Genomic DNA, 25,212 nt, shown 5'->3' on the forward strand with positions numbered 1-25,212 from the left:
GGAGCGCGACAGCCGAGACGGCCCGTCCCTCGGCCCCGGCGTGCGCTGGGGACCTGTGATTCGCCGCACTCGACGTAACGACACCGGAACGCGGCGCGAAATGCGGGGTGCGGTCCTTCGCGGACCGCCGGCGAGCTGAGCCGAGAACTGCTCCGGCCTCCGGGCCGGTCCGCCGTTGCAGGCTCCTCGACCGGACATCCCCTCGCCGCACCCGGCCCTCCCGAAGCGGGAGTCGGATGCGGATCCCGTGCCCACCCCGGTGGGCGCACTCCTGTCGTGCTCCGCGGCCACCCCGGGCGGACCGCGCGACACGTGCTGCCCTGCTCACGTCGCACGCTGCGAAGGATGCCCATGTCTTTCCGGCTGTTGGTGCTGGCCGTCGGCACCTTCGTCATCAACACCGGTTCGTACCTCGTGGCCGGAGTGCTCCCCGCGATCGCCCACAACGTGGGGGTGTCGGTGACCACCGCCGGGCAACTGGTCACGGTGCACGCGCTGACCTACGCGGTCAGCGCCCCCGTCCTGTCCACGATGGTGGCCCGCTGGGAGCGGCGGCGGCTGCTGTGGCTGTCGCTGGCGCTGTTCATCGCCAGCAACATCGCCACCGCGCTGGCTCCCGGGTTCACCGCGCTCACCGCCGCGCGCGTGCTCGGCGCCGTCGGCGCGAGCCTGTTCACCCCGACCGCCGTGGTCATCGCCACCGATCTCGTGCCGCTCGACAAGCGAGGGCGCGCCGTCTCGGTGGTGCTGTCCGGGCTGACGCTGGCCACCGTGATCGGCGTGCCGCTGGGAGTGCTGCTGCAGGGTTGGCTCGGATACCAGGGCCTGTTCTGGCTGGTCGCCGCTCTGGCGGCGGTGGCGGCCGCGGCCCTGCGCGTGCTGCCCGCCGTGCCCGCGCCGCCGGCGATGCGGTTGCGCGAACGCGTCGGCGTGCTGCGCAACCGGCCGATCCTGATCGTGCTGGGCGTGTCCGCGCTGGCCTCGCTGGCCGACTTCGCCGCCTACACCTACGCGGCACCGATGCTGGGCACGCTGACCGGAGTGGGCGCGGGCGCGCTCGGGACGCTGCTGTTCGTCTACGGCGTCGCCGGCGCCGCGGGCAACGTCGTCGTCGGCCGGCTCACCGACCGGTTCGGCTCCGGCCTCGGCATCGCCGGTTCGCTCGTCGTGCTGGCCGCCGGCCTGGCGATGCTGCCGCTGGCCGGGGCCTCGCTGCCGGGAGTGGCCGTGCTGCTGGTGCTGTGGGGCTTCGGCGGCTGGGGCATCATGCCCGCGGTGCAGCACCGGTTGATCACGCTGGGGCCCGCCGTGGCGAGCGTGGTCGTCGCGTTCAACTCCTCCGCGCTGTACCTGGGGATGGGTTTCGGCGGGATCACCGGTGGCGCGGTCGTGGCCCAGTGGGGCTGGGGCGCGCTCGGCCCGGCCTCGGCGGGGGTCGCCGTCGTGGCGCTGCTGCTGTTCCACGCCACGCGCCGCAGCACGCTGCGTCCCGCCGTTGCTGCCGAGACCGACCCCGCGGTGGTGGACACCGGGGAGCGCCGCCCGGAGCCGGCGGAGGGAGCGGCCTCCCCGCAGGAACCGCAGCGGGCGAGCGCGGCGCCGGAGGACGTGGCCTTCGCGAGTTCCGTGCGGCAGTCCTGAAGCCACCGGCCGCGCGTCGCGAGCCTGAAACCACCGGCCGCGGGCGCCTGGCGACCCGGGGCTCGCACCCCTCGGCGGGCCCCGCGCCGCAGCCGGCTCAGTTCGGCATCTCGACGGTCGCCTCGCCCGCGTCGAGGCCCACCACGCGGGCGCCGCGTTCGCCGAGCTCGCGCAACCGCCCCAGGATCCCGGGGGAGGTCAGGGAAACGTTGCGGCGGACGTGCTCGCTGGTGAGCAGTTCGTGCCAGCTCCGCCGGGCGGCGTGCCCGGACTCCACAGTGGACTTCAGTGATCCGGTGGAGGCGAGCGCGCCGCGGGCCGCGCCCAACCTGCCGAGCGCGTCGTCCAGCGCGTCCAGCAGCGCCTCCCGGTTGCCCTCGGTCATGGCGGTGACGAGGGCCGGGTCGCTGCCCGCCACCCGGGTGCCGTCGCGGAACGACCCCCCGGCCAGCGACAGCGCCAGCGGGCCGCCGTCGGCGGCGGTCGCGGCCAGCGCCGCGGCGAAGACGTGCGACAGGTGCGACACCCGCGCCACGGCCGCGTCGTGCGCCGCGTCCGAAGCGGGAACCACCTGCGCTCCGCAGTCCAGGGCGAGTTCGACCGCCGCGCGCCACGCGGTGATGTCCGTGTCGTCCTCGGTGGTCACCGCCCACGCCGCGCCGTCGAACAGCTCGGCGCTGCCGGCCGCGTAGCCCGACTCGGCCGTGCCCGCCATCGGGTGGCTGCCCGCGTGCCGCGCGCCGGGCAGCAGCGAACGCAGCTCCTGCGTGGCGGGTTGGCGGACGCTGCACACGTCGGTGACCAGCGCCTCGGGGGCGTGCCAGGCGAGCAGCCGGCCCACCTGCCGCAGCGCCCCCATCGGTGTGGCCAGCACCACCAGGGCGTCCTCCGCGGCGGCGCGCTGCAGCGCCGTTTCCGCCTCGAGCACGGTGACCCCCTCGTGCTCGGCCGCGGCGGCGTCCGCCTCGGACGTCGTCGCCCCCCACGTGGCGCGCCCGGCCCGGTCGGCCGCGCGCAGGATCGATCCGCCGATGAGTCCCAGTCCGATGACGCACACGCCGCGCATGGCCCCATCCTGCCGCACGCGATCGAGCTCCGGTCGGGAGGAACCGCCGACTCGCGAAGGTCACGAAGGGGCAATGGTGCTTTCGGGTGGCTTCCACACGCTCTACGGTGTCCCCATGATGGTCCAGGACCCGGTGGAGGGGTTCGCCGTCGCCGTCGTGCGCGAGGACGGGCGGTGGCGTTGCAGCACGCTGGCGAGCTCGGTGTTGAGCAGTCTCGACTCGTCCATCACGGCGTTGCGCGAGTTGCGTTCCACCGGCGCGTTGTTCGGCATGTGCAATGTGGACGACGAGTTCTTCGTGCTGCTCCGCCCGGTTCCCGACGGGGTGGAGCTGCTGCTGTCGGACGCGGCGGCGGGGCTGGACTACGACATCGCCGCCGACGTGCTGGACCTGCTGCGGGCGGAGACGCCGGACGAGGACGACGACGAGATCTGGCCGGAGGGCAACCTGTCGATCCTGTCGGACCTGGGCCTGCCGGAAGGCGAGATGATGGTCATCATCGAGGAGGTCGACCTCTACCCGGACGAGCAGCTGGAGATGATCGCCCGGCGCTGCGGGTTCGGCCAGGAATTCGGCAACGTGCTGGAGAAGCTGGAGCAGTGACCGGCCACAGCCGGGCGGACACCGATCTCGTCCGGAGCGCGCTGGACGTGGCGCCCGGGGCGTTGGCCACCGGGGACGTGCCCATCGGCGCGGTGGTGGCCGACCCCGCCGGGCGCGTGCTCGCCCGCACGCACAACCAGCGCGAAGCCCGGCTCGACCCGACCGCGCACGCCGAGGTCCTCGCGCTGCGGGCCGCCGCCGCCGAGCACGGGGACGGTTGGCGGCTGACCGGCTGCACCCTGGCCGTCACCGTCGAACCGTGCACCATGTGCGCCGGTGCGCTGGTGCTCTCCCGGGTCGACCGGGTGGTGTTCGGCGTGTGGGAACCGCGCACCGGTGCGGTCGGTTCGCTGTGGGACGTCGTGCGGGATCGGCGGGTCAACCACCGGCCGGAGGTCGTCGGCGGGGTGCTGGCCGAACAGTGCGCCGCCCTGCTCGAGAACTTCTTCGCCGAACAGCGCGACTGAGGGGGTCCGCCGCGGGTGTTGCTGCGGGTGTCACGGCTCATGACCGCGCGATGTTCCGTTTGGCCGCGCGCGTGTCGGGTACGTCCCGGGTGGATCCCGGCGCCGCGGGCGCCGGAGCGAAGCAGCGAAGGAGGCCGCCATGGGCGTTTTCGACAAGGCCAAGGAACAGGCGCAGCAGCTGGTCGGCAAGGCCAAGCAGGCCACCGGGCAGGCCACCGGCAACGAGGAGATGCGCGAGGCCGGCAAGCGCGACGAGATGGGCGGCAAGATGAAGGAAGCCGGCCAGGACGTCAAGGACAAGGCCGCCGGCGCCGCGAAGGACATGAAGGACCGCTTCCAGGGCGGTCAGGGTGGTCAGGGCGGTCAGCAACAGTAGAAGATCGCCTGATCCGGCGACCTGTTCGGCCCGCGGGCAGGAACGCGGGCTGTGACCATGGGTCCGCCCCGAACGTGTCGGGGCGGACCCGGCACATGTGCACCACCGTCGCCGCGGTGCGGCTTCCGGCGATGAGGACCCGGGCGAGCACGACCCGAGCGCGGGAGGAGCAGCGTGGAGGCGACCGACGCCGCGGTGGAGGCGACCGACGCAGCACTGGCGCGCCGCATCGCGGCGGGCGAGGCCGCCGCGTTCGAACTCCTCGTGCACCGCTACGCACGGGGCGTGCGCGCACTGGCGCTGCGCATGCTCGACGACCGCATCGAGGCCGAGGACGTCACGCAGGACGTGTTCGTCACCGTGTGGCGGCGCACCGCCGAGCTGGCCGAACCCGCTGCGCTGCGCGGATGGCTGTTCCAGATCGCTCGGCGCAACTGCTTGCTCGTGCTGCGCCGCCGACGCACCCACCGCACCGACCCGGTCGGCCGGGTGCCCGAGCACCGCCGTGCCGTCGGAGGAGCGGGGTGCGCGGCCGATCCGCAGCGGCTCGCGCTGGCCGGTGCGGCCACGCTGGAGCTGCGCCGCGCGCTGGCCGGGCTGCCCCGCGGCCAACGCGACGTGTGGGTGTTGGCCGAAGTGGACGGCTTGTCCTGCGGGGAGATCGGTCGTCGCGTCGGTGCGGGGGAGCAGGCGGTGCGCGGGCGGCTCTCCCGGGCGCGAGCCGCCCTGGCCGATGTGCTGCGCGACTGGGCCTGACCGCCCGGCCGATGGACTGGGCCTGACCGCCCCGGCCGATGTCAGCGTCCGGAATCGGAACGGGCCCCCGTCTGCAAGCCGGGAACAGGGGTTCGCTACCCTAGCGGGCGGTAGCGTGTCCGAGCGGCCTAAGGAGCGCGACTCGAAATCGTGTGAGGTTAACGCCTCCGTGGGTTCGAATCCCACCGCTACCGCCCTGTGAGCAGGTACGGGGCCGGTCTCCAGTATAGCCGAGCCCGGCCCCGTACTTCTGCGGTCTCAGTTGCGGTCTCAGTTGGTCCTCGTGAGCGCTGTGAGCTGACGTCCTCGCCGTCCTCGAGGCGGGGGCCTCCGACGACCAGAACAGCTCTCCCGCGCGCTCCGCGATCGAACTCCTGACCTCCGGGGATGCTGAGGGCGCGTACCGGGCTCTCGACGAGGCGGACCAGCTGCGCCCGGCCCTCGATGTCGTGCGATCTCGCCTGATAAACACAGGCTGGAGACGCCCGCACCGTCCCCATCCGCCGTCGCACGCTCAAGCAGGGTGCGTGTGTGCGGTGCGAGCTGACCGTTGGAGGAAACCCGTTATGACCCCCGTGCCTGGTCAAAGAGTTCTCGTGACCGGCAGTGCCGGACATCTCGGTGAGGCCCTGGTTCGGGTCCTGCGCGATCAGGGCCGCGAGGTCGTGGGCCTCGACGTCGACAGCTCGCCGTTCACCACCGTGGTCGGTTCGATCACCGACCGTGAGGTGCTTCGCCAGTGCCTGCGCGGTGTCGACACCGTCCTGCATGCCGCAACGTTGCACAAGCCCCACGTCGGTTCGCACGACCAGCAGGCGTTCGTCGACACGAACATCACCGGCACGCTGGTGCTGCTCGAGGAGGCCGTCGCCGCCGGTGTCGCACGCTTCGTGTTCACCAGCACCACGAGCACCTTCGGTCATGCGCTGACACCTGATGCGGGGGAACCGGCTGCCTGGATCGCTGAGGACGTCACCCCGATCCCGAAGAACATCTACGGCGTGACCAAGACCGCGGCCGAGAACCTCTGCGAACTCGTCCACCGCGAGCACGGCCTGCCCGTGGTCGTGCTGCGCACCTCGCGGTTCTTCCCCGAGCTCGATGACCGCGACGACGTCCGCGCCCGCTATACCGACGCGAACGTCAAAGCCAACGAGTTCCTCCACCGCCGCGCCGACCTCGCCGACGTCGTCGATGCCCACCTGGCGGCGGCGCAACGAGCGCCGCAGCTCGGCTTCGGGCGCTACATCATCAACGCCACCACCCCGTTCGACCCCGGTGATCTCGCCGAACTCGGCCAGGACGCGGCTGCCGTGGTACGTCGTCTGCTTCCGGAGGTGGACGAGGTGTACGCGCAGCGGGGCTGGACGCTGTTCCCGCGGCTCGATCGCGTCTACGTCAACGAACGCGCCCGCGTCGAGCTGGGCTGGAGGCCCCGCTACGACTTCCGCCACGTCCTCGACCGCATCGCCGCCGACGAGGATCCCCGCAGCCCGCTCGCCCGCACCGTGGGCGCCAAGGGCTACCACTCCGTGTCCACGGGGGTCTACACCGTCCGCTGACCCGTACGCGCCTCCAGCGGAGGAGTCGGCCAACCTCCTGAAGGCGTCCATCAGTGCTGCGTTGTCGTCGGTGGGACCGCTGGTGCAGTCGTCCCGTCGCATACACCGATCACGCCCACCTCATGCGCACGCCTCACTTGACCATCCCGTTGCGTACGGATCTCGCTGCGTGCGGGCGTGGTGGTGCAGAGCTCAGCGAGCTGGGTGAAGCAGCCGTGCGGCGGTGAAGCGAGAGGGCCGAATGATCCGGATGCATCCGCTCGAGCCCGTCTCGCAGCCCCCGCCTCCGCGTCCGGGCGGACTGCGCCGGCCCGCAGCAGTTGACCGCCCCACCAGATCCTGCGCAGGCCAGCTGCCCTCAGGGCGGAGGCACTCCCCGGAGCGGGGTGCTGTTCGCCGCGCGCAGCAGCGTCTTCACCCGGGCGGGGCTATGCCGGGTACGTAGCCCTTCCCCGAGCAGTGCGGGCAGGTGCGCCACTGGGCCAGGGTCATGCCGGTGCACAGGTCCTCGGTGGCTTGGATGACGTAGAGCCGCGGTTCGCTCAGCGAGCGCAAACCACCGCAGGAATGGCACACGCTGTTCGGCCCCTGGCCGGTGTTGGACGGCGTGGCGCCCTCGTTGTCCGACATCGTGCGGTTCCCTCACATCGGCGGTCCGGGGTGGCGTTGCCGACCCGGGTCGGAACGGCAGTGCGCGCACCGCGTCAGTCCGATCATGGTCGATGTTTCTCCTGTCGCCAACGACCGGTACATGCGTGATTGCCGCACCATTCCGGTCCCGTCGCAACCGGCGCACTTGTGCTCTCCGGACCACTCGGCCGTTTCCGCCACGCGGTGCCCTCCTCGCGTCGTGCCCGCACGGCAACGTACCGGCCGCCACGAGGGGCGTGCGGAACCACCCGCAGTTCGCCCAGACGCGACTCGTCCAGGCCTGACCCGCCCAGCCTCGACCCGCCCAGCCCCGACTCGCCCGGGCCGACTCGTGGAGCAGCGCCGCGCGGGTTCGCGGCTCAGCGCGAGTCGTCCACGCGCTGCGCGCCGAGTTCCCGCGCGAACAGCTGCTCGGCGCGCTTTTCGGGATCGGTCGGGGCCGCGTCCGATCCGTCCACAGGGGACGAATCGCGCAGCATCGCCGCGGCGTCCTCCGGTTCCTCGTCGGGGGCCTGCGGCGGTGGGGGGACGTCCTCCGGTTCGGGTTCGTCCGGTGGCTCCGGCGGCGGGGGAGTGGTGTCCGGCTCGGGTGGTACCGGCACGGAGGCGGTTTCGCCGCGGCCCGCGTCGGCAGCCCAGGCTGGTGCGGAGGGCTCCTGCGAGGACCGGGCCTGCGGTGACTGAGCTTGCTGCGACTGGGCCTGTGATTGGGCCTGCGGTGACTGAGCTTGCGACTGGGTCTGCTGCGGCTGAGGTTGCGGTGCTGCCGCGGGCCGTTCAGCCGCAGCGGCGTCCGCGGGCACCTGCGCGGTGGAGCTGCCGTTCGCGGGCGGGCCGGCGGACTGCTCCGCGGCCGTGGTGCGCGGACCGGTCGCCGCGGACGGGGAGGAGCCTTGCTGCATCGCGGATCCGCCCGCCGAGACCGCCGATTCGCGCGCGCCGGCCGCGTTCCGGTGCCCGGCGGTGCTCTGCGATTGCTCCGCGGCGGAGCCGCCGCGTTGCGCACCGCTCGCCGTCGGGGCCGATCCCTCCTCGACGCAGTGGATCTCCCACTCGCCGCCGAGGACCTCCCGCAGCGCCTCGCGCACGAAGTCCAGCCGCCGCTGCTGGGCCAGCTGTTTGACCAGCGGCGCGGTCGGCATCGTCAGCACGAGCGTGCCCCGGGTGAGGTCGTGCACCTTCGCGTTCAGCAGCAGCGCCTGCGTGGGGCGGTTGCGCTGCGACACGGCGCGCAGCAGGTCCTCCCACACGCGCCGCACCACCGCCGCGTCGTAGCCGCCGCTCGTGGCCGGTTCGGCCGGTGCGGGTTCCGCAGCCGGCTCCGGGGCCGGTTCCGACGCCGGCTCCGGAGCTCCCGTGCCCGGCGCGGTTTCCGCCGGTGCGGTGTCGGCCGGTGCGGTGTCGGCCGGTGCCGGGGCAGCCGGGTGTGCCGCCGCCTCCGCGGGCGCGGCCGGAGCATCGGCCGCCGGCGGGGCAGCCGCGGCGTCCGGCTCCTCCGCCGGTGCCGCGGGGTGCTGCGGCGTCGGCTCCTCCCGCACGGGCGCCGATTCCTCCCGCGCGGGTGCGGCCTCCCGCGCCGATGCGGCTTCGGCCGGTGGTGCGGACGCGGCCGCCGCTGCCTGCTCCGCTCCGGCGGGGGCGATGGTCATGCGCCGCTCGACCCGTTCCAACCGCTGCAGCAGGGCGGTGTCCGCATCGGACACGGCGGGCAGCAACATCCGCGCGCACAGCAGTTCCAGCAGCAGCCGCGGAGCCGTCGCGCCGCGCATCTCGGACATCCCGGTGTGCACGATGTCGGCGAACCGGGACAGCGTCGCCGCGCCGAGCTGTTCGGACTGCGTGCGCATCTTGGCGGTCTCGTCCGGTCCGGCCTGCACCAGGCCGCGGTCGGCCGCGTCCGGGACCGAGTTGAGCAGCACCAGGTCGCGCAGCCGCCCGAGCAGGTCCGCGGCGAAGCGCCGCGGGTCGTGCCCCGCTTCGACGATCCGGTCGACCGTGCCGTAGACCGTGGCCGAATCGCCGGCCGCGAGCGCGTCCACCATGTCGTCGATCAGGGCGACGTCGGTGACGCCGAGCAGCGCGACGGCGCGGTCGTAGGTGATGCCGCGCTCACTCGCCCCGGCCAGCAGCTGGTCGAGCACGCTGAGCGTGTCCCGCGGCGAGCCGCCGCCGGCCTGGATCGCCAGCGGGTAGACGGCCGGTTCCACGGCCACGTCCTCTTCGGTGCAGATGCGCTCGGCCAGCTCGCGCATCGTCGACGGCGCCAACAGCCGGAACGGGTAGTGGTGGGTGCGCGACCGGATCGTGGTCAGCACCTTGTCCGGTTCCGTGGTGGCGAAGATGAACACGAGGTGCTCGGGAGGCTCCTCCACGATCTTCAGCAGGGCGTTGAACCCCTGCGGGGTGACCATGTGGGCCTCGTCGATGACGAAGATGCGGTAGCGCGACTGGGCCGGTGCGTAGAAGGCGCGGTCGCGCAGTTCGCGCGTGTCGTCCACACCGCCGTGGCTGGCCGCGTCGAGTTCGATGACGTCGACGCTGCCGCCGCCCTCCGGGGCCAGGACCGCGCAGGATTCGCACTCGCCGCACGGGTCGGGCGTGGGGCCCTGCGCGCAGTTCAGCGAGCGGGCGAGGATGCGCGCGCTCGTGGTCTTGCCGCAGCCGCGGGGGCCGGAGAACAGGTAGGCGTGGTTGATCCGGCCCGATGCCAGCGCGGTGCGCAGCGGTTCGGTGACGTGTTCCTGCCCGACGACCTCGGCGAAGGTCGCCGGACGGTACTTGCGGTAGAGGGCGAGCGCCACGGTGGCAACCCTACGCGGTGGGGCGGACGGTGCGGGTGCGACCTGGCGGGCCGGCCGGCGAGTTGGCCGACGAGTTGGTCGGCGGCGAAGCGTCGACGCTTCCCGCGTGTTCACCGGAACGGCCCCGAACGCAAAGGGGACCTCGTGCACCCGCCAGAGCCCGCTTACCCTTGCTGCCTTCCGGCCCTGGGGGAGTTCACAGGATGACGCCGCACGAGGTCCGCGCCCAGTGTAACGAGCCGGGCGGTGCCGCGGAAACCGGGGGTGGTCAGCGCCCGGGGCCGGCGTGCTCCGGTGCTCGGCTGCGCGCGGCAGGCAGCCCTCGCGCGGGGTAGCTCGAAGAGGGGCAACCCTCGCGCGGGGTGGCTCGGAGTGCGGCAGGCAGTCCCGTGCGGGGGCAGGCCGGAGTGCCCGCCGCAGCCGCTGGCGGGACCCGCGGCCGGGGTGCCGCAGCGCAGCGACCCCCTGGCCGGCGGAAGCGGCGGCGCTGCTACGCTGTTGCGCGGAGGATTGGCCGAGCGGCCTAAGGCGCACGATTGGAAATCGTGTTGGGTTAACAGCCCTCACGGGTTCGAATCCCGTATCCTCCGCTCGGGAAAGGCCCCGGAGCTCGCCGGCTCCGGGGCCTTCGTGCGTCCGGACCCCGCGGCGAGCGGGTACCGCGGGAGGCTCACAGCGCCAGGTGGCGGGCGAGGAACTCGAGCGCGCGGGGGTACGCGTCGAGCCGGTTGCCGCGGCGCGCCAGGCCGTGGCCCTCGTCGCCGTAGACGACGAGTTCGCACTCCACCCCGTTGCGGCGCACCGACGCGGCGATCTGCTCGGCCTCGGACAGCGGCACGCGCGGGTCGTTCGCGCCGTGCAGCGCGAACAGCGGCGCGCGGATCTTCCCGGCGTGGTGCAGCGGGGAGATCGAGCGGAGGAACTCCGCGTCCTCGCGCGGTGATCCGTACTCGCGTTCGCGGTGGGCGCGCCGGTAGGGCGCCGTGTTCGCGAGGAACGTCAGCAGCGAGGAGATCCCGACGATGTCCACACCCGCGGCCCAGCGTCCGGGTTGGAACGCCAGCCCGGCGAGCACCATGTAGCCGCCGTAGGAACCGCCCCACAGCGCGGCGCGGCCGGTGTCGCAACCGATCTCGGGCAGCCACGCGTGCACGTCCGCCAGGTCGTCCACAGCGGACATCCGCGCGCGCCGGTCGTCGGCGGAGTACCACTGCTTGCCGTATCCGGTGGATCCCCGCACGTTCGGCAGGACGACGGTGTGCCCCCGCGCGGCGAGGGCTTGCGCGACCGGGTTGAACGTGCGCACGGACTGCCCTTCCGGTCCACCGTGGACCATGACCACGGCGGAACCGCGCACGGTGGGATCGGTGGTGTCGCCGGGGTCGCGCCGGTAGACCAGGCACGGGATGTGCTGGCCGTCGCGCGCCGGGACGCGGTGCTGCGCCGGTTCCGCCAGCGCCGGTTCCGCCAGCGCCGGTTCCGCCAGCGCCGCCGCGTGCTCGCCCGCTGAGCTGGTCAGCGCGCGGCCGCGTCCGGTGGCGGAATCCACCAGCAGCACGTCCCCGGGCGTCGACGCGGAGCTCCACGACAGCGCGATCCACCGCCCGTCCGGGGAGAACACCGGTTCCGGCAGCGGGTGCGCGCACCATCCCGCGCCGGGCAGCCGCACGGGGCGCAGGAACCGCCCGTCGGCGGTGTCGTGCAGGCTCAGCCGCGAGGTGCCGTCGGCGTTGGTGTGCACCAGCAGCGTCGACCCGTCCGGTGAGACCCAGCCGGTCAGGTCGTGCTCCGCCGGGTCTGCCGCGGCCTGGTCCGCGCCGTCGGTGTCCGCAGCGCCGTCGGTGCCCGCAGCGCCGTCCGCATCGGGCACGAGCCACCGGTGCTCGCCGCCGGGTGCCACCCGCGCGATGCCGGTGCGGTCGCGCCCGGCGTTCGAGGTCACCAGCAGCTCGCCGCGGTCGGTCCACCCGGGCCTGGTGTGCCGCGCGTGCTCCGCGGCGCCGGTGAGCACGTGAACCGCTCCGGCGGGTGCGGTGTCGACGAGCAGCAGCTGCTCGGACAGCGCGGGCGCGGCGGGCACGGTGATCGCCACGCGGCCGTCCGGTGCGGTGGCCGCCTCGCCGACCATGCCGCAGGCGGCGTGGACGACGTGTTCGGCGCCGCTGTCGACCTCGTGCACCACCACGTCGAAGTCCACACCGTTGCGCCGGTTCGTCGTGTACACCACGCGGCCGGGCAGCACGTCCACCAGCCGGTGCACGTACCGGGCGTTGCGCACCAGCGGGGTAAGTCCGCCGCTGGTGGCCGGGGTGGCGTCCGGTTCCAGCGGCAGCAGCGACAGCTGGGTGCGCTCGTCGCCGTCGGTGTCGTGCTGCACGACCACGGCCCGCCGGTCGGGCAGGTAGCGGCCGGTGACGGAGCCGGGCAGCGCGGTCAGCTGCCGGGCAGCCGGGGGCTCGTCGGCCGCGTCGATCTCGACGAGCTGCACCGACCCGGACTCGTCCGAACCGGCCAGCACCCGGCCCGCCGGGTCGATGTCGAACGCACGCCGGCTGACCAGGCGCAACAGCTCCGCGATGTGCAGGGGCATGCGATCACCATGACAGGCGCGCAGCGCGGGCGGCAGGGTGCACCAGCGCGGTGGGCGCCGCTGCCGGGAGCCGTCCGCAGCGGCGCTGCGGAGGACGCGCGCGTGCGCGGCGGGTGCCGTGCTGTTGGCCCGCCCCGTCTACGCTGGTGGGGTAGCCGCGCGGACATCGCTTCGCGCCAGCGGACTCGGCGAGGAGGACCAAGTGCAACCTGGAGCGGGGCAGCCCGAGGGCATGTCGGGCGGTCAGCCCAACATGCAGGAGATCCTGCAGCAGGCGCAGGAGATGCAGCAGAAGCTGATGAGCGCCCAGCAGGAGCTCGCGGACGCGGAGGTGACCGGCAGCGCGGGCGGCGGCCTGGTGCAGGCCGTGGTCAACGGCACCGGTGAGCTCCAGTCGATGACGATCGACCCGAAGGCGGTCGACCCGGAGGACACCGAGACCCTCTCGGACCTGGTCGTGGCCGCGGTGCGCGATGCCAACCGGGCCGCGCAGGAGATGCAGGCCGAGAAGATGGGGCCGTTGACCAGCGGTCTCGGCGGGCAAGGCGGCGGCCAGGGTCCGAGCGACCTGGGCGGTTTGGGCCTGCCCGGCCTGGGCTGAGCGGCGAACTGCCCGGTCCGGGCTGAGAGGTGAGGCGAGACAGCCGTGTACGAGGGGCCCGTCCAGGACTTGATCGATGAGCTCGGCCGGTTGCCGGGTGTCGGTCCGAAGAGTGCGCAGCGGATCGCGTTCCACCTGCTCGCAGCGGAACCGGCGGACGTGAACCGCTTGCAGGAGGCGTTGCAGAAGGTCAGCGACGGCGTGCTGTTCTGCGAGGTGTGCGGCAACGTCTCCGAGCAGGAGCGCTGCCGCATCTGCCAGGACGCGCGCCGCGATCCGGCGCTGGTGTGCGTCGTCGAGGAGCCGAAGGACGTGCTGGCGGTCGAGCGGACCGGCGAGTTCCGCGGCCGCTACCACGTGCTGGGCGGTGCGCTGGACCCGTTGTCCGGGGTCGGCCCGGACCAGCTGCGGGTGCGCGAGCTGATGCGGCGCATCGGCGCGGACGGGATCACCGAGGTGATCATCGCGACCGATCCGAACACCGAGGGCGAGGCCACGGCGACGTATCTGACGCGGATGCTCAAGGAGTTCCCGGATCTGAACGTCACCCGGCTCGCTTCCGGGCTGCCGATGGGCGGTGACTTGGAGTTCGCCGACGAGCTCACCCTCGGACGCGCGCTGTCGGGCCGCCGGGACGCCGGCTGAGGCCGCGGGTGGCGCTCCGGCGGCTGGCGCGCGTGGCCCGGCATTTATCCTGAGGAGCGGCCGGTTCAGGTGCCGGTCGACGGCGGCCGGTGCGCGGACGCCCGTGCGCACCGGCGCGGTGCCGTCCCAGGCGTGCGGAACCCGGGCCGCGTGCGGTCCCCGGGGGGCGTGTGCGGAATCCAGTCGGAGGCAGGCGAGACGTGAGTTACAGCGGTGCGCCCCGGTGCGCGAACTGCGACAACCGGGCGATTCTCGACCGGCGGACCGCGGAGCGCCTGACCACCGAGTCCGCCGGGCTGCTCGTGGCCTACGACTGCCCCGCGGGCTACGGCGTTCACGTCTGGAACCCCGATTTCGAGCGGCTCGCGGTCCCCGGGGTGGACTGAACCGGCGGGGCCGGGCTGTTGCTGCTGATGAGCACCCCGGCGAGGACGACCACCCCCGCGGCCAGTTCCACGGCCCGCGGCCGCTCGCCGAGCACGAGCCACGCCGCCGTCATCCCGACGACGGGCACGAGCAGCGCGAACGGCGCGACGAGGCCGGCGGGGTTGCGCTGCATCAGCGTGGTCCACACGCCCGAGCCGATGACCGTGGCCGCCAGCGCGCTGTAGGTCAGTCCGCCGAGCGCCGCCCAGCCCTGCGCGCCGGTCATCGACGTGGCCAGGGCGGACCAGCCGGCGGTGGGTCCTTCCATCACCGCCGACAGCGCGAACATCGGCAGCGGCGGCACGATCGAGATCCACAGCGCCAGGTGCAGCCCGTTGGCCGGTTCCGCCTTGCGCGCGCACAGGTTGCCGAAGGCCCAGCTCGCAGCGCCGAGGAGGGTGAGCAGCACGGGTAGTGCGGTGGCGTGCTGCGCCCGGTTCCAGGCGATGGCGAGCATGCCGAGCACGGCCAGCGCGACGCCGCAGGCGCGCAGGGCGGTGAGGCGTTCGCGCAGCAGCAGCACGCCGAGGAGCACGGTGAACGGCGCGGAGGCCTGCAGCACGAGCGAGGCCAGCCCGGGCGGCATGCCCTGGTCCATCGCCACGCACAGGAAGGCGAACTGCAGCGTGCCGAGGCCGAGGCCGTAGCCGATGAGCCACCGCCAGCGCACCTGCGGCCAGGGGACGAACAGCAGGGTGGGCAGCACGAGCACCGCGTAGCGCAGGCCCGCGAGGAACACGGGTGGGAAGTGCTGCAGGCTGATGTCGAGGGCGAGGAAGTTCAGCCCCCACAGCACGGGCACGAGCAGCCCCAGCGAACGGTCGCGCGCATTCACGCGCTCCATCTTCGGCCGCGGTGTCCGTGCAGCACAAACGAACATTTCTGCACGTACCCGTTAGCATTCCTGCATGGACGTTCGACGGTTGCGCCTGCTGCGCGAGTTCGCGGACCGCGGCACGGTGCACGCGGTGGCGCAGGCGCTGTCGTACACGCCCTCGGCCGTGTCGCAGCAGTTGCGCGCCCTGCAGGCGGAGGCCGGGGTGCCGCTGACCGAGACCGCGGGCCGCGGGCTGCGGCTCACCGACGCCGGACGGGCGCTGGCCGCGCGGGCCGACGACGTGCTGGCGGCGCTGGACGCGGCCGAGGCGGAGATGGACGCCTACCGCAGCACTCCGCGCGGGATCGTGCGCGTGGCGGCCTTCCCCTCGGGGGCGGCGCTGCTGTTCCCCGGGTTGCTGCGGCGCTTGGCGGAGTACCCGCAGGTGCGGGTGGAGTGCCGCGACCTGGAGAGCTCGCCGTCGGAGTTGGCGGGACTCGTGGCGGATTTCGACCTGGTGGTGACCCACCGCGACGATCACGCCGCGCCGTTCGGCGACGCGCGGTGGGACGTGGTGCCGCTGCTGCGCGAACCGCTGGACGTGGCGCTGCCGCCGGAGCACCCGTTGGTGCGGCGGCAGCGCGTGGATCTCGCCGAACTGTCCGGTGAGTCGTGGATCAGCGTGGACGTGGGGTTCCCGGTGGACGACGTGCTGCGGTCGCTGGCGGTGCGCACGGGGGCGCGGCCGCGCGTGGTGCAGCGCGTCAACGATTTCCGCGTGATCGAGCGGTTGGTGGTCGACGGGCACGGCGTCGCCCTGCTGCCCCGGTACACTGTGGACCGTTCGGTGGTGGTGCTGCGGCCGCTCGCCGGCGTGCGTGCGGGACGTCAGCTCGAGGTGGTCTCGCGCCGCGGCGCCGTGCAGCGCGCCGCCGTGCGCCCCGTGCTGCAGGAGCTCGCCGCCGAGGCCGCCGCGATCGCCACCTGACCAGGCCGTGGATCGGCGCGAGCTCCGCGCATGCCGCCCGGGGTGGACATTTCTCGAGAAACGTCGCGCACTTTTCTCGAGAAACGTCCACCACCCCGCCGCGGGGGCGGGTGCGGGAAGGCCTGCGGCGGGCGGGATTCGGTTCCGCGGTGATCACCGCCTCCCCGATCGCGGTCGGGTGAGTCCTCGTCGCACTCGCGATCCTCGCCCCGGTGATGAGGGCGCATCTTCCGCGCGGTCAGCGAGTCCCACTTATGACCACCCCTTTGGCGGCTGTGCCACGGCCCCTGCCGCCCTAGCATTTCGCTTGGCGAATGAAAGGCAACGTGAACAACCCATCCCTGCACGGAAGCTGCAGATCCGGTTCCGCTCGGCATGGGCGAAGATGGGGAAGGAATCATGAGAAGACTTTTCGCGTTAGTCATCTCCGTGATGGCCGCGGTTCTGCTCACGACAGCCACGGCCAGCGCCGCACCTGCCGCCGGAACCGGTGGCGATTTCGGGGTCACCGAAGGCCCCGAGGGACCGACGAAGATGTGCGTGGACACCGCGCACGAACGCAACCTCGACGCCTGGGCCTGCATGGGCTCCGACCTGATCGTGAACGGCAAGGTCGAACACCTTGCCGAGGACAAGAAGCCGATGCGGCCGGAGGTCTCCACCGACCAGGCCACCCCGACCCAGGAGTGGTGCGAGCCGGTCGGGCTGTGCACCCGCATCATCAACGACTACACCAGCGAAACCAAGGCGAACATCTGGTACGGCTACGGTGACGAGAACGTCGGCACCTACGACGCCACGCTGAGGAACAACCTCAACGGCCGCCAGCCCCGCCTCACCACCAGCCTCCAGCTCGACGGGGGGCCGCCGCTGTACTTCCCGGACATCACCACCCAGTGCTGGGAAGAGATCACCTGGTGGCCGGACGCCGAATGTGGCAGCAACACCATGGGCGGCGCCTACCTGCCCGGCGAGTTCTCGACCTGGAGAGACGGCCCGACCGGAGGCGAGCGACTGGAAAACTCCAATGAGTATTACCACGGCCTCAGCGCAACGTTCAGGCCCACCGGCTACCCGGTCCAAAGTGGCACCCTGTTCGAGACTCCCTACTTCTACTGCTGGGGCGAGGACCCCTGCTACGTAGCGGAGTAGCCGTACCGCGTGGCTCGGATGCCTCCCCCCGTGCGGGGAGAGGCATCCTCGTTTCGAGGAGAACGCTGCTGTGGCCGATCAGCCCGCCTACACCTGGAACGACTTCGCGCTCGCCACTGCGCCCGACCCCCGCACCCTGGCCACCGACCGTGACCCCGTCACGCTCCACCACGACGGCCGCGAGTACCAGCGGGTCGGTGACTCCGGCTGGTACATGACCGTGTGCTGGTATGCGGGCCCCGATCACGCGGTGCGGGTGCGGGACGAGCCGGGCTGGCACACCGTCCGCACCCGGGTCACGCGCGGCGGCTCGGTCAGCAGCCACTCGGCGCCGCGTACCGAGGCGGACCAGGACATCATCGAGGACGACGTGGACAGTTTCCTCACCGAAGCGGGCATCCCGCCCCGGCCACGGGGATACGCCTGGTTCCTCGCCCCGCCCTCGGGAAGCGCGCTGAGCAGCCTGTGGCACCTCATCGCGGAGAACGAACGAGCGATCCCCTCCCGCGCTCCCCGCGCCGACGAGACGGCCACCGCCATTGAGTCGGCCGTGCACCGCCTGTACACCGCCGACCCTCCAAGCCCACGCTCGCGGTAGCCCTTCGCCAAGATGGCTCAGGGCTGAGTGCCGGTACTCGCGCAACCCCAGCCCGTTGCCCGGCGAAGCGATCCAGCACGCACGGCTAGCGCTGCGCGCGGTTCACCGCGGACACGACGGCCCGCAGCGAGGCCGCGACGGTCGAGGCGTCGACGCCCACGCCCCAGTGGACCTCGCCGTCGACGGCGCACTCCAGGTACGCCGCGGCGCGCGCGTCGTCCCCGGCGGTCATCGCGTGCTGGTGGTAGTCCATGACGCGCACGTCGTAGCCGATCGTCGACAGCGCGTCCACGAACGCCGACACCGGGCCGTTGCCGGTACCGGTGATCTCGCGTTCGGCGCCGTCCACCAGCACCGTTGCGCTGATCGACTCCTCGTCGCCGTCACCGAAGACCTGCTGGCGCACGACGCTGAGCGGGTGCTGCTCCGGCAGGTACTCCTCGGAGAACACCCGCCACATCTCCTCCGGGGCGACCTCGCCGCCCCCGTCGTCGGTGCGCTCCTGCACCGCCTTGGAGAACTCGATCTGCAGCTTGCGCGGCAGCTCCAGCTGGTGCTCGGTCTTCATCACGTAGGCGATGCCGCCCTTGCCGGACTGGGAGTTGACCCGGATGACGGCCTCGTAGTTGCGGCCGACGTCCTTCGGGTCGATCGGCAGGTACGGCACCTCCCACGGGTGGTCCTCGAACGGGCTGCCCTCGTTCTCGGCGTCCTTGCGCAGCGCGGTCAGGCCCTTGTTGATCGCGTCCTGGTGGCTGCCGGAGAACGCGGTGTACACCAGCTCGCCGCCCCACGGGTGGCGCTCGTGCACGGGCAGCTGGTTGCAGTGCTCGACGGTGCGCTTGACGTAGTCGATGTCGGAGAAGTCGATCTGCGGGTCCACGCCCTGGCTGAACATGTTCATGCCCAGCGCGACCAGGTCGACGTTGCCGGTGCGCTCGCCGTTGCCGAACAGGCAGCCCTCGATGCGGTCGCCGCCGGCTTGGTAGCCGAGCTCGGCCGCGGCGATGGCCGTGCCCCGGTCGTTGTGCGGGTGCAGCGACAGGATGATCGAGTCGCGCCGCGCCAGGTTGCGGTGCATCCACTCGATCGAGTCGGCGTAGACGTTGGGCGTGGCCATCTCGACCGTGGCGGGCAGGTTCATGATCATCGGCCGTTGCGGTGTCGGCTGCATGATCTCGGAGACCGCGTCGCAGATCTCCACGGCGAAGTCGAGTTCGGTGCCGGTGTAGGACTCCGGCGAGTACTGGAACCGGAAGTCCGTGTCCGGGTACTTCGCCGCGTACTCCTTGACCAGTTCGGCCGCGGTCGTGGCGATCTTCTTGATGCCCTCGCGCTCCTCGCCGAACACGACGCGGCGCTGGGCGATCGAGGTGGAGTTGTAGAAGTGCACCACGGCCTGCGGCGCGCCCTCCAGCGCGGCGAACGTGCGCTCGATCAGGTCGGCGCGGCACTGGGTCAGCACCTGGACGCGCACGTCGCCGGGGATCGCGCCGTCCTCGATGATCTCGCGGATGAAGTCGTAGTCGGTTTGGCTCGCGGCGGGGAAGCCGACCTCGATCTCCTTGTAGCCCATGGCCACGAGCAGGTCGAACATGCGGCGCTTGCGCGCGGGCGACATCGGGTCGATCAGCGCCTGGTTGCCGTCGCGCAGGTCCACCGCGCACCACAGCGGCGCGCGGGTGATGCGCTGGTCCGGCCAGGTGCGGTCGGGCAGCGTGATGTCCTCCACCAGCTCGGAGAACGGCCGGTAGCGGTGCACGGGCATCGAGCTGCCGCGCTGCGGGTTCCACGAGGGCTGCTCGGCCGGTACGGGTTTGGCGGGCGTGTTGATGCGTCCGGAGATCGGGGACTGCGGCTGTTCCGGGATGCTCATGGGAAGGGGCTCCTGCTCTGCGTTACCGGTGCGGGAACGACCGGCGCGTTGCTTCCCCGCGACGAGGGGCCGGTCTCAGTGGACCCCGTCGCGGCGAATAAGCAGGAGGACGCACGCCATTGGCCCCAGAGTAACCACACGCCGCGCCCACTTGGCAAACCCGCCATCTCGCATTCTGGGAAGGTGCTGGTGGAGAGGAGGGGTGAACCGCCGTGCGGAGGGCGCTGCGGTCGGGGGTTCACAGCCGGTGCAGTCCGGCGAGGACGCGTTCCAGCAGTGCTCGGTCGAACGGCATCGCCGGATGTGGTTCCGCGTCCGTGCGCTGCATGGACGGTGCCTCCACCCGCGCGTGCGGGCGCACGCGCGGGTGGTTGGGCGTGCTCGCGGCGGCGGCCGCGGCGGTGCGGGTGCCCGCCGGAGCCGCGGTGGCCGGCGCTGCTGCGGCGCGGTGCGCGGCGGCGGAGGCGTTCCGCTTGGTGGGACGCGCGGCGCCGTCGAACGCCGCGCCGCGGGGCGTCGGGGCTGGCGCTGTCGGTGTGGGCGGTGCTGGGGCTGGCGGCGCGAGCGTGGGTGGTGTCGAGGCGGACGGTATCGGGGCGGGCGATGTTGGTGCGGCCGGTGCCGAGGTGGGCGGTGCCGGTGCCGGTGTGGGCGGTGCTGGGGTGGGCGGCGTCGAGGCGGCCGGTGCCGGTGCTGGGACGGGCGGTGCCGGCCAGGCTCCGGTGCCGGGGTGGTGGTTCGGGCGCCTGGGCCGTCCGGGTGGCTGGTGCGCGGTGCGGCGGGGTGGCGGGCCCGACGTTGCCGGCCAGCGGTGCTGCTCGTGCTCGGGTCGCTGCGCCGCGGTCCGCGCGGGCGTGGCCGGAGGTTGTTCCGGAGGGTGCTGCGGAGGTTGTTCCGGAGGGTGCTGCGCGGCTCGGGCGGCTCCGGGCGCGCTGGCGCGCGGGTGCTCGGACTCGCTCGCGCGTGGGCGCTCGGACTCGCTGGCGCGCGGGTGCTCGGGCTCGCTCGCGCGTGGGCGCTCGGACTCGCTGGCGCGCGGGTGCTCGGACTCGCTGGCGCGCGGGTGCTCGGGCTCGCTCGCGCGTGGGCGCTCGAACTCGCTGCCGCGTTGCCGTGCGCTGGAGCGGCGGCGCCTGGTGTGCCGGGCGTGTCGTGCCCGCGGGCGTTGTTGCGGAGTGGCCAGGCCCAGGAGTGCGGGCATGCGCAGCAGCGCGGAGGGGCGCAGTCGTGCGGAGGGGCGTCGGGGGGTGGCCAGGCGCAGCAGCGTCGACAGGCCGGCGCCGAGGACGAGGCCGAGGTGCAGGCTCGGTTCGAGCAGCGGTGTCAGCACGGGGCACCTCCCGGGGTGTGCGGAGTTCGCGGCAGCTGGTGCGGCGCGGGCGGGGTCGGCTGCGTGCCGGGGTCGGTCGCGGTTCGCGACGCTGTCTCGATGCGTGACGCTGTCTCGGTGTGCGTCGCCGCCGCCGTGTGCTGCGCCGTTTCGGGGAGCGCGTCCGGTTCCGCGTGTGCGTTGGTCGGCGCGGTGGTCTCGTCGGTGGGGGTGATCTCGTGGGAGTACTCGTCGAGGGCGGCGGCGAGTTCGGTGAGGGCGTGGGCCGTGTCGCGGCAGCTTTCGGGGGTGTAGCGGTCGCCGCCGATGTCGAAGGCCGCCTCGTCCAGCAGCCACTGCCCGCGGCGCAGCAGTACTGCCATGGCGGTGCGTCGGCTCATGCGGGGCCTCCGGGGGTGTGCTCGTTGTTCAGGCTGGGCCGGGTGCTGTGCTGCGCGGGTGCGTGTTCCTCGCGCGTGCTGCGTGCGGCTGTGCGCGTGCTGCGTGCGGGCACGCCGGCGAGTGCGCGGGCGCGTTCGTCGCAGTCGAAGCAGGTCGGCCAGAACCAGGCCACCTCGCCGGTGGCCGTGGTCAGCTGCCGGCCGCACAGGGTCGTCACCGACATGTCCGGCGAGAACTCCCGTCCCGGCGGCGGCACGTCGTCCCGGCTGGCGTGCCGGTGCCCCTCGGCAGGCACCCACGTGAACGGACGCGGCCACATCGACACATCACCTCTTCCTCGCTGTATTGCGCGTCACAGTGCAGCAACTCTAGAACAGTTACCAAGAAAAGTGCATGCACTAAAGTCGTGATCAACGGAAAGTGTGATGCTTCAGTAAGGAGTGGGAGGCCGATAGGATCTTCCCCATGGCCAGCACCGCGAACACGCCGCGCGCACGACAGCTCGGTGTCGAACTGCGGCGTCTCCGCAAGGAGGCGGGGCTGACCACGTACCAACTGGGGGAGCAGGTCGGCCGCTCGCACGCGCACATCTCCCGCTGGGAGAACGGCAAGCTCGCGCCCAGCGAAGAGGACACGACGGCGCTTCTGAGCGCTCTCGGTGTCACGGGCGACGAACGGGAGTCATTGTTCGAGCACGCCCGACAAGCCCGGGACCCGCACTGGCTCTCGCCAGGAATTGAACGCCAACGCGCGGTCCTGACGGAATACGAGCGCTCTTCCACTCAGGTCACCGACGTGGAGCCGTTGTTGCTCCCCGGCTTGTTGCAGACGGGCGACTACGCACGATCCGTCATGCTCGGCGCCGGTTCTTCACGCGGTGAGGCCGATGCGCGCGTGATGTTCCGCCTCGGCCGGCGCGAGATCTTGACGCGGCGCAAATACCCGGTGTGGTTGCACGCTTTCGTCGGCGAGGCGGCGCTGCGGTATCCGCCGTGCGAGGTGGACGTCATGCAGGAACAGCTGCAGGAACTGCTCGCGTGGAACGAGCTGGAGAACATCACCGTGCAGGTGGTTCCGTTCGGTGCGGGCTACACCGCTGCCATGGAAGGTCGCTTCGTGCTGTTCGAGTCGAACACGGCCTATCCCGTGGTCCACTTGGAGCACTACCGGGCCAGCGCGACGATCACGGACTCCGCCGACGTGCGGGCTTATCAGGAAGCCGTGGACCAGCTGCGCACCGTTGCCCTCTCCGAGTCCGCCTCGGTGGAGCTGATTTCCGGTTTGATGCAGGAGAAGGAGAGCGTGTCATGACGAACATCCGGAACTGGCGCAAGTCCAGCTACAGCGGGTACCAGACGAACTGCGTCGAAGTCGGTCGTGTCGCTGGTGGCGCGGCCGTGCGGGACACGAAGGACCGGGGCGCTGGCTACATCACGGTGGGCTCGGCGCAGTGGTCGAGCTTCTTAGCTTCGTTGAAGTCCGGCTCGTTCGACCGCTGAGCGGCGCTCCGCGGGCCATGCTCACAGGTCCGGTGGGCATGGCCCGCCCGCTCGGTACGCCCCGGCGTGCGCGCGAGCCCGCGAGCGCACGTCACCGCAAGCATGCGCCCGCGCGGACCGTGAGGCTATTCGGGGAAGTCGGCCTGGCGGATGCGCTCGACACTGCGCTCGGTTCCCAGCTCCGACCGCGCCTCCGGATGATCCAGGTAGTACGCCAGCGCGTGGTAGGCCAACGCCGGGTCGACGGAGAGGAGATTACCGGACAAGGGCAGGATGTCATCCTTTCTTTTCGCCGGTACCGTCACGCGGCGGGAGTCGTAGCTCAGTGCGATATTTGGGTTTTCGCCGGGTGCTGGGAAGATGAAATCCAGTGCCTCCCACGGGATGTGTCGTTCGGGTCCCCAAGCTTTGTGCGTGACACCGCCGGCCGTGAGTGTCAGGGAACCTTGTGCGATGACTCCTTCCGAAGCTTTCGAGAAGACCCAGATGATCCCCACGACGAATGTGGTGGATAGGAGCGCTTGGAAGATCATCCGTAAGCTGGTTTCGGTGCCGGTGAGCAGGAACCCCCAGGACACCGTTGCCACGAGACCGAACATGACCAATGCCGACGCCAGCACGGTCAGCGCCATGAGCCACACGCCGCGCAAGTTCGGAATGACCGTAGAAGGCTCACGACGCTCCCGCGTGTGACTGGTGTAGACAGCCGAAGTGCCTCGTTGGCGCACCCGCAAACGTAGCAACGCAGTCGCGCTGGTCAGGGAAAGCGCGAACACAGCACCTGCGAGCAGGATGATGGTGGAGTCGCCGAAGGTTCCGGTCGCGAGTTGAACGAGTCCGGCTACGCCAGCAGCCATACCAAAGGCACCGAAGGCCACGACCCCTACTGTTGGCTTGATCCCACCCGGCATCTTCCACTCGGACGGCCATGGAGGCAGTTCTACTTCCTCCCCGCTTGTTTGCGCCACTGGCTTGTACTCCTCACGCACGAGCACGGATCGATATTTTAGAAGAGAGCGTCCCGGCCGCCTGCCAGGAGAGCTTCGGCGGGTGGGTCGGATTCAGCGACGCCCTTTCGGACGTGTACGTGGCCGCAGCCAGCACCGGCCCCAACCTGGAGAACCTCCGGATCAGCCCGGTTGCCGGGGCGCTGCCCTTCCGCATCACCCACGGCAAGCCGTACCGCCTCGAACACGGCTGCTGAGATCGGGCAGAACCTTCTCGATGCCGTGCTGCGTCGCCCGAGCTCGGCCGTGTGCCGGTCGCGAGCGGTGGAGGACGTTCCAGGCACGAGCGATCGCGCGTGATTCGCCGGAGGTTGCTGCGAGTCTCGCACCACGAGAGCTCGGTGCTGGTGTTCGCGCGTGCCGTGCAGCGCTCGGTGGGGTTTCCCGGCGGGCGGTGGCGTGGTCGATGGGTGGCTGTCGGCTGCTCGACTGTTCCCGCGGCCCGCAGTCGCGGACTCGGTCGTGCTCCAGCGGGTCCTGCTGTCGCTCAGTGGGGGACGATGGTGATCGTGCAGCGTGTGCCGGGTGCGCGAGCAAGGCGCGCGTCGGCGGTGAGCAGGGTGCAATCGAGCGACTCCGCCAACGCGGCGTACGAGGCGTCGTAGGCCGAGACGTTGTCGCGCAGTTCCCACACCCGCCCCAGCAGGGAAAACGCCGGGTAGCGCGTCACCCCGAGGCGTTGCCATACGCGCAAGCTGGTCCAGGCAGCATCGGCCGGCACCTGCCCGGCCGCGACTCGTCGCCGCAAACCACTGGCGATCTCGGAATCGATGAGGTGGGGAACATGCAGCTGCTGCTCCGCCAACCTGCCGCGAGCGGGGCCAGCCGTGAGCAAGGCTGACAAGGCCGCCGAGGCGTCAACCACGATCACCGGCCAGCCCGTTCAGCATCCAGATCCTCCAGGATCGCGGCTGTGTCCACAGCATGATCCGGAAGCGCGCCCAGCAACGCCGGGTTGTCAGCCCGACGCGAGACCTCGGCGAGTTCGCGCACCGCGACCGCCGAGACTGAGGTCGCATCCTGGGCTGCCAACCGCTCCAACCGCTCGACCACCTCGTCCGGCACGTTCCGCAAGTACAACGTCCTCATGTTGCAATATGCTAGCACGCAGATAACATGAAGAAACAGCGTGCTCGCGTGCCGGACTGCATGCCCAGTCGCTGCGTGCGGCGGTGCGGGCGCTGCACCTCGACGGCCGGACAGGGCGACGGCCGGACGGGGCACATGCCCCGAGCACAAGCGGGAACGGTCCACCTCACGACGCTGAGCCCTTTCCGCGCGCCCAGCGGACAGGAGGTTGACCGTGCAGGTGTGCACGAGGTTGTAGGCCCATCCGTCGGAGATGTACCCGTCCAGATCGCCGCCGCACTTGTCGAAG

The 25,212-nt window shown here is 71.9% G+C and carries 25 protein-coding genes, 2 tRNA genes and 1 other RNA gene; 16 read left to right on the plus strand and 12 right to left on the minus strand.

The window, feature by feature from the left end:
- The first annotated feature begins 345 nt into the window (after nt 1–345).
- Complete coding sequence (locus ACVGV2_RS01060; protein WP_459164176.1) at nt 346–1,641, plus strand: MFS transporter; 1,296 nt, start codon at nt 346–348, stop codon at nt 1,639–1,641.
- 97 nt (nt 1,642–1,738) lie between these two features.
- Here the strand turns inward: ACVGV2_RS01060 and ACVGV2_RS01065 are convergent, their stop codons facing one another.
- Nucleotides 1,739–2,707, minus strand: a complete 969-nt coding sequence (locus ACVGV2_RS01065; protein WP_459164177.1) for a prephenate dehydrogenase — start codon at nt 2,705–2,707, stop codon at nt 1,739–1,741.
- Between the two features lie 115 nt (nt 2,708–2,822).
- On the opposite strand from ACVGV2_RS01065, the gene ACVGV2_RS01070 reads away from it, so the two are divergent.
- The 6 genes from ACVGV2_RS01070 (at nt 2,823) to ACVGV2_RS01095 (ending at nt 6,472) form a co-directional block, all read left to right on the plus strand.
- Entirely contained in the window at nt 2,823–3,311 is a 489-nt protein-coding gene (locus ACVGV2_RS01070; RefSeq protein ID WP_459164178.1) for a tRNA adenosine deaminase-associated protein, read from the plus strand.
- Nucleotides 3,308–3,778: a nucleoside deaminase gene (locus tag ACVGV2_RS01075; protein ID WP_459164179.1), complete on the plus strand. Its 471-nt coding sequence runs from the start codon at nt 3,308–3,310 to the stop codon at nt 3,776–3,778. The genes ACVGV2_RS01070 and ACVGV2_RS01075 overlap by 4 nt, the downstream gene beginning before the upstream one ends.
- A gap of 139 nt (nt 3,779–3,917) precedes the next feature.
- On the plus strand, nt 3,918–4,154 hold the full coding sequence (locus ACVGV2_RS01080; protein WP_459164180.1) for a CsbD family protein: 237 nt from the start codon (nt 3,918–3,920) through the stop codon (nt 4,152–4,154).
- Between the two features lie 174 nt (nt 4,155–4,328).
- Nucleotides 4,329–4,910 (plus strand): RNA polymerase sigma factor, encoded by a 582-nt coding sequence (locus ACVGV2_RS01085; protein WP_459164181.1) that lies wholly within the window; start codon nt 4,329–4,331, stop codon nt 4,908–4,910.
- 109 nt (nt 4,911–5,019) lie between these two features.
- Nucleotides 5,020–5,104: transfer RNA gene (locus ACVGV2_RS01090), tRNA-Ser, on the plus strand.
- 372 nt (nt 5,105–5,476) lie between these two features.
- Complete coding sequence (locus tag ACVGV2_RS01095) at nt 5,477–6,472, plus strand: NAD-dependent epimerase/dehydratase family protein (RefSeq protein ID WP_459164182.1); 996 nt, start codon at nt 5,477–5,479, stop codon at nt 6,470–6,472.
- A 414-nt stretch (nt 6,473–6,886) separates the two neighbouring features.
- Here the strand turns inward: ACVGV2_RS01095 and ACVGV2_RS01100 are convergent, their stop codons facing one another.
- The 3 genes from ACVGV2_RS01100 to ffs all read right to left on the minus strand — a co-directional run bounded on the left by ACVGV2_RS01100 (nt 6,887) and on the right by ffs (nt 10,149).
- On the minus strand, nt 6,887–7,102 hold the full coding sequence (locus ACVGV2_RS01100) for a hypothetical protein (protein WP_459164183.1): 216 nt from the start codon (nt 7,100–7,102) through the stop codon (nt 6,887–6,889).
- A gap of 380 nt (nt 7,103–7,482) precedes the next feature.
- Nucleotides 7,483–9,924, minus strand: coding sequence for a DNA polymerase III subunit gamma and tau (locus tag ACVGV2_RS01105; RefSeq protein ID WP_459164184.1), 2,442 nt, complete (start codon nt 9,922–9,924; stop codon nt 7,483–7,485).
- 131 nt (nt 9,925–10,055) lie between these two features.
- Nucleotides 10,056–10,149, minus strand: an RNA gene (gene ffs / locus ACVGV2_RS01110) — signal recognition particle sRNA small type.
- 279 nt (nt 10,150–10,428) lie between these two features.
- Between ffs and ACVGV2_RS01115 the strand changes: the two genes are divergently transcribed.
- Nucleotides 10,429–10,514 (plus strand) — tRNA-Ser (locus ACVGV2_RS01115).
- An 80-nt stretch (nt 10,515–10,594) separates the two neighbouring features.
- On the opposite strand, the gene ACVGV2_RS01120 is transcribed toward ACVGV2_RS01115, so the two are convergent.
- Nucleotides 10,595–12,514 (minus strand): alpha/beta fold hydrolase, encoded by a 1,920-nt coding sequence (locus ACVGV2_RS01120; RefSeq protein WP_459164185.1) that lies wholly within the window; start codon nt 12,512–12,514, stop codon nt 10,595–10,597.
- A gap of 232 nt (nt 12,515–12,746) precedes the next feature.
- Here ACVGV2_RS01120 and ACVGV2_RS01125 point away from each other — a divergent pair, with 232 nt between their 5' ends.
- The 3 genes from ACVGV2_RS01125 (at nt 12,747) to ACVGV2_RS01135 (ending at nt 14,146) form a co-directional block, all read left to right on the plus strand.
- Complete coding sequence (locus tag ACVGV2_RS01125) at nt 12,747–13,115, plus strand: YbaB/EbfC family nucleoid-associated protein (RefSeq protein WP_459165821.1); 369 nt, start codon at nt 12,747–12,749, stop codon at nt 13,113–13,115.
- A gap of 45 nt (nt 13,116–13,160) precedes the next feature.
- Nucleotides 13,161–13,760 carry a recombination mediator RecR gene (recR, locus tag ACVGV2_RS01130; RefSeq protein ID WP_459164186.1) on the plus strand — a complete coding sequence of 200 codons (600 nt, stop codon included), beginning with the start codon at nt 13,161–13,163 and terminating at the stop codon, nt 13,758–13,760.
- A 200-nt stretch (nt 13,761–13,960) separates the two neighbouring features.
- Nucleotides 13,961–14,146 (plus strand): hypothetical protein, encoded by a 186-nt coding sequence (locus tag ACVGV2_RS01135; RefSeq protein ID WP_459164187.1) that lies wholly within the window; start codon nt 13,961–13,963, stop codon nt 14,144–14,146.
- Here the strand turns inward: ACVGV2_RS01135 and ACVGV2_RS01140 are convergent.
- On the minus strand, nt 14,095–15,021 hold the full coding sequence (locus tag ACVGV2_RS01140) for an EamA family transporter (RefSeq protein ID WP_459164188.1): 927 nt from the start codon (nt 15,019–15,021) through the stop codon (nt 14,095–14,097). The genes ACVGV2_RS01135 and ACVGV2_RS01140 overlap by 52 nt on opposite strands.
- A gap of 73 nt (nt 15,022–15,094) precedes the next feature.
- On the opposite strand from ACVGV2_RS01140, the gene ACVGV2_RS01145 reads away from it, so the two are divergent.
- The 3 genes from ACVGV2_RS01145 to ACVGV2_RS01155 all read left to right on the plus strand — a co-directional run bounded on the left by ACVGV2_RS01145 (nt 15,095) and on the right by ACVGV2_RS01155 (nt 17,741).
- Nucleotides 15,095–15,991: a LysR family transcriptional regulator gene (locus ACVGV2_RS01145; protein ID WP_459164189.1), complete on the plus strand. Its 897-nt coding sequence runs from the start codon at nt 15,095–15,097 to the stop codon at nt 15,989–15,991.
- 399 nt (nt 15,992–16,390) lie between these two features.
- Nucleotides 16,391–17,143 (plus strand): hypothetical protein, encoded by a 753-nt coding sequence (locus ACVGV2_RS01150; protein WP_459164190.1) that lies wholly within the window; start codon nt 16,391–16,393, stop codon nt 17,141–17,143.
- A 70-nt stretch (nt 17,144–17,213) separates the two neighbouring features.
- Nucleotides 17,214–17,741 carry a DUF5956 family protein gene (locus tag ACVGV2_RS01155; RefSeq protein ID WP_459164191.1) on the plus strand — a complete coding sequence of 176 codons (528 nt, stop codon included), beginning with the start codon at nt 17,214–17,216 and terminating at the stop codon, nt 17,739–17,741.
- Nucleotides 17,742–17,826: 85 nt separating this feature from the next.
- Here ACVGV2_RS01155 and leuA read toward each other — a convergent pair whose 3' ends face one another.
- The 3 genes from leuA to ACVGV2_RS01170 all read right to left on the minus strand — a co-directional run bounded on the left by leuA (nt 17,827) and on the right by ACVGV2_RS01170 (nt 21,647).
- A complete protein-coding gene (gene leuA / locus ACVGV2_RS01160; protein ID WP_459164192.1) occupies nt 17,827–19,617 on the minus strand; it encodes a 2-isopropylmalate synthase in 1,791 nt (596 codons plus the stop codon).
- A 1,323-nt stretch (nt 19,618–20,940) separates the two neighbouring features.
- Entirely contained in the window at nt 20,941–21,327 is a 387-nt protein-coding gene (locus ACVGV2_RS01165; RefSeq protein WP_459164193.1) for a hypothetical protein, read from the minus strand.
- Nucleotides 21,324–21,647, minus strand: coding sequence for a zinc finger protein (locus ACVGV2_RS01170; protein ID WP_459164194.1), 324 nt, complete (start codon nt 21,645–21,647; stop codon nt 21,324–21,326). Before ACVGV2_RS01170 ends, ACVGV2_RS01165 begins: the two co-directional genes overlap by 4 nt.
- A gap of 146 nt (nt 21,648–21,793) precedes the next feature.
- Between ACVGV2_RS01170 and ACVGV2_RS01175 the strand changes: the two genes are divergently transcribed.
- Both ACVGV2_RS01175 and ACVGV2_RS01180 read left to right on the plus strand, forming a co-directional pair.
- Nucleotides 21,794–22,639, plus strand: a complete 846-nt coding sequence (locus tag ACVGV2_RS01175; RefSeq protein WP_459164195.1) for a helix-turn-helix domain-containing protein — start codon at nt 21,794–21,796, stop codon at nt 22,637–22,639.
- Nucleotides 22,636–22,827, plus strand: a complete 192-nt coding sequence (locus ACVGV2_RS01180) for a DUF397 domain-containing protein (protein WP_459164196.1) — start codon at nt 22,636–22,638, stop codon at nt 22,825–22,827. Before ACVGV2_RS01175 ends, ACVGV2_RS01180 begins: the two co-directional genes overlap by 4 nt.
- Before the next feature lie 125 nt (nt 22,828–22,952).
- Here ACVGV2_RS01180 and ACVGV2_RS01185 read toward each other — a convergent pair whose 3' ends face one another.
- The 3 genes from ACVGV2_RS01185 to ACVGV2_RS01195 form a co-directional block, all read right to left on the minus strand.
- Entirely contained in the window at nt 22,953–23,822 is an 870-nt protein-coding gene (locus tag ACVGV2_RS01185) for a hypothetical protein (RefSeq protein ID WP_459164197.1), read from the minus strand.
- A gap of 499 nt (nt 23,823–24,321) precedes the next feature.
- Nucleotides 24,322–24,705, minus strand: a complete 384-nt coding sequence (locus ACVGV2_RS01190; protein ID WP_459164198.1) for a type II toxin-antitoxin system VapC family toxin — start codon at nt 24,703–24,705, stop codon at nt 24,322–24,324.
- Nucleotides 24,702–24,923 (minus strand): antitoxin, encoded by a 222-nt coding sequence (locus ACVGV2_RS01195; RefSeq protein WP_459165822.1) that lies wholly within the window; start codon nt 24,921–24,923, stop codon nt 24,702–24,704. The genes ACVGV2_RS01190 and ACVGV2_RS01195 overlap by 4 nt, the downstream gene beginning before the upstream one ends.
- Nucleotides 24,924–25,212: the final 289 nt, after the last annotated feature.

It is taken from the genome of Bounagaea algeriensis (genome assembly GCF_054491375.1).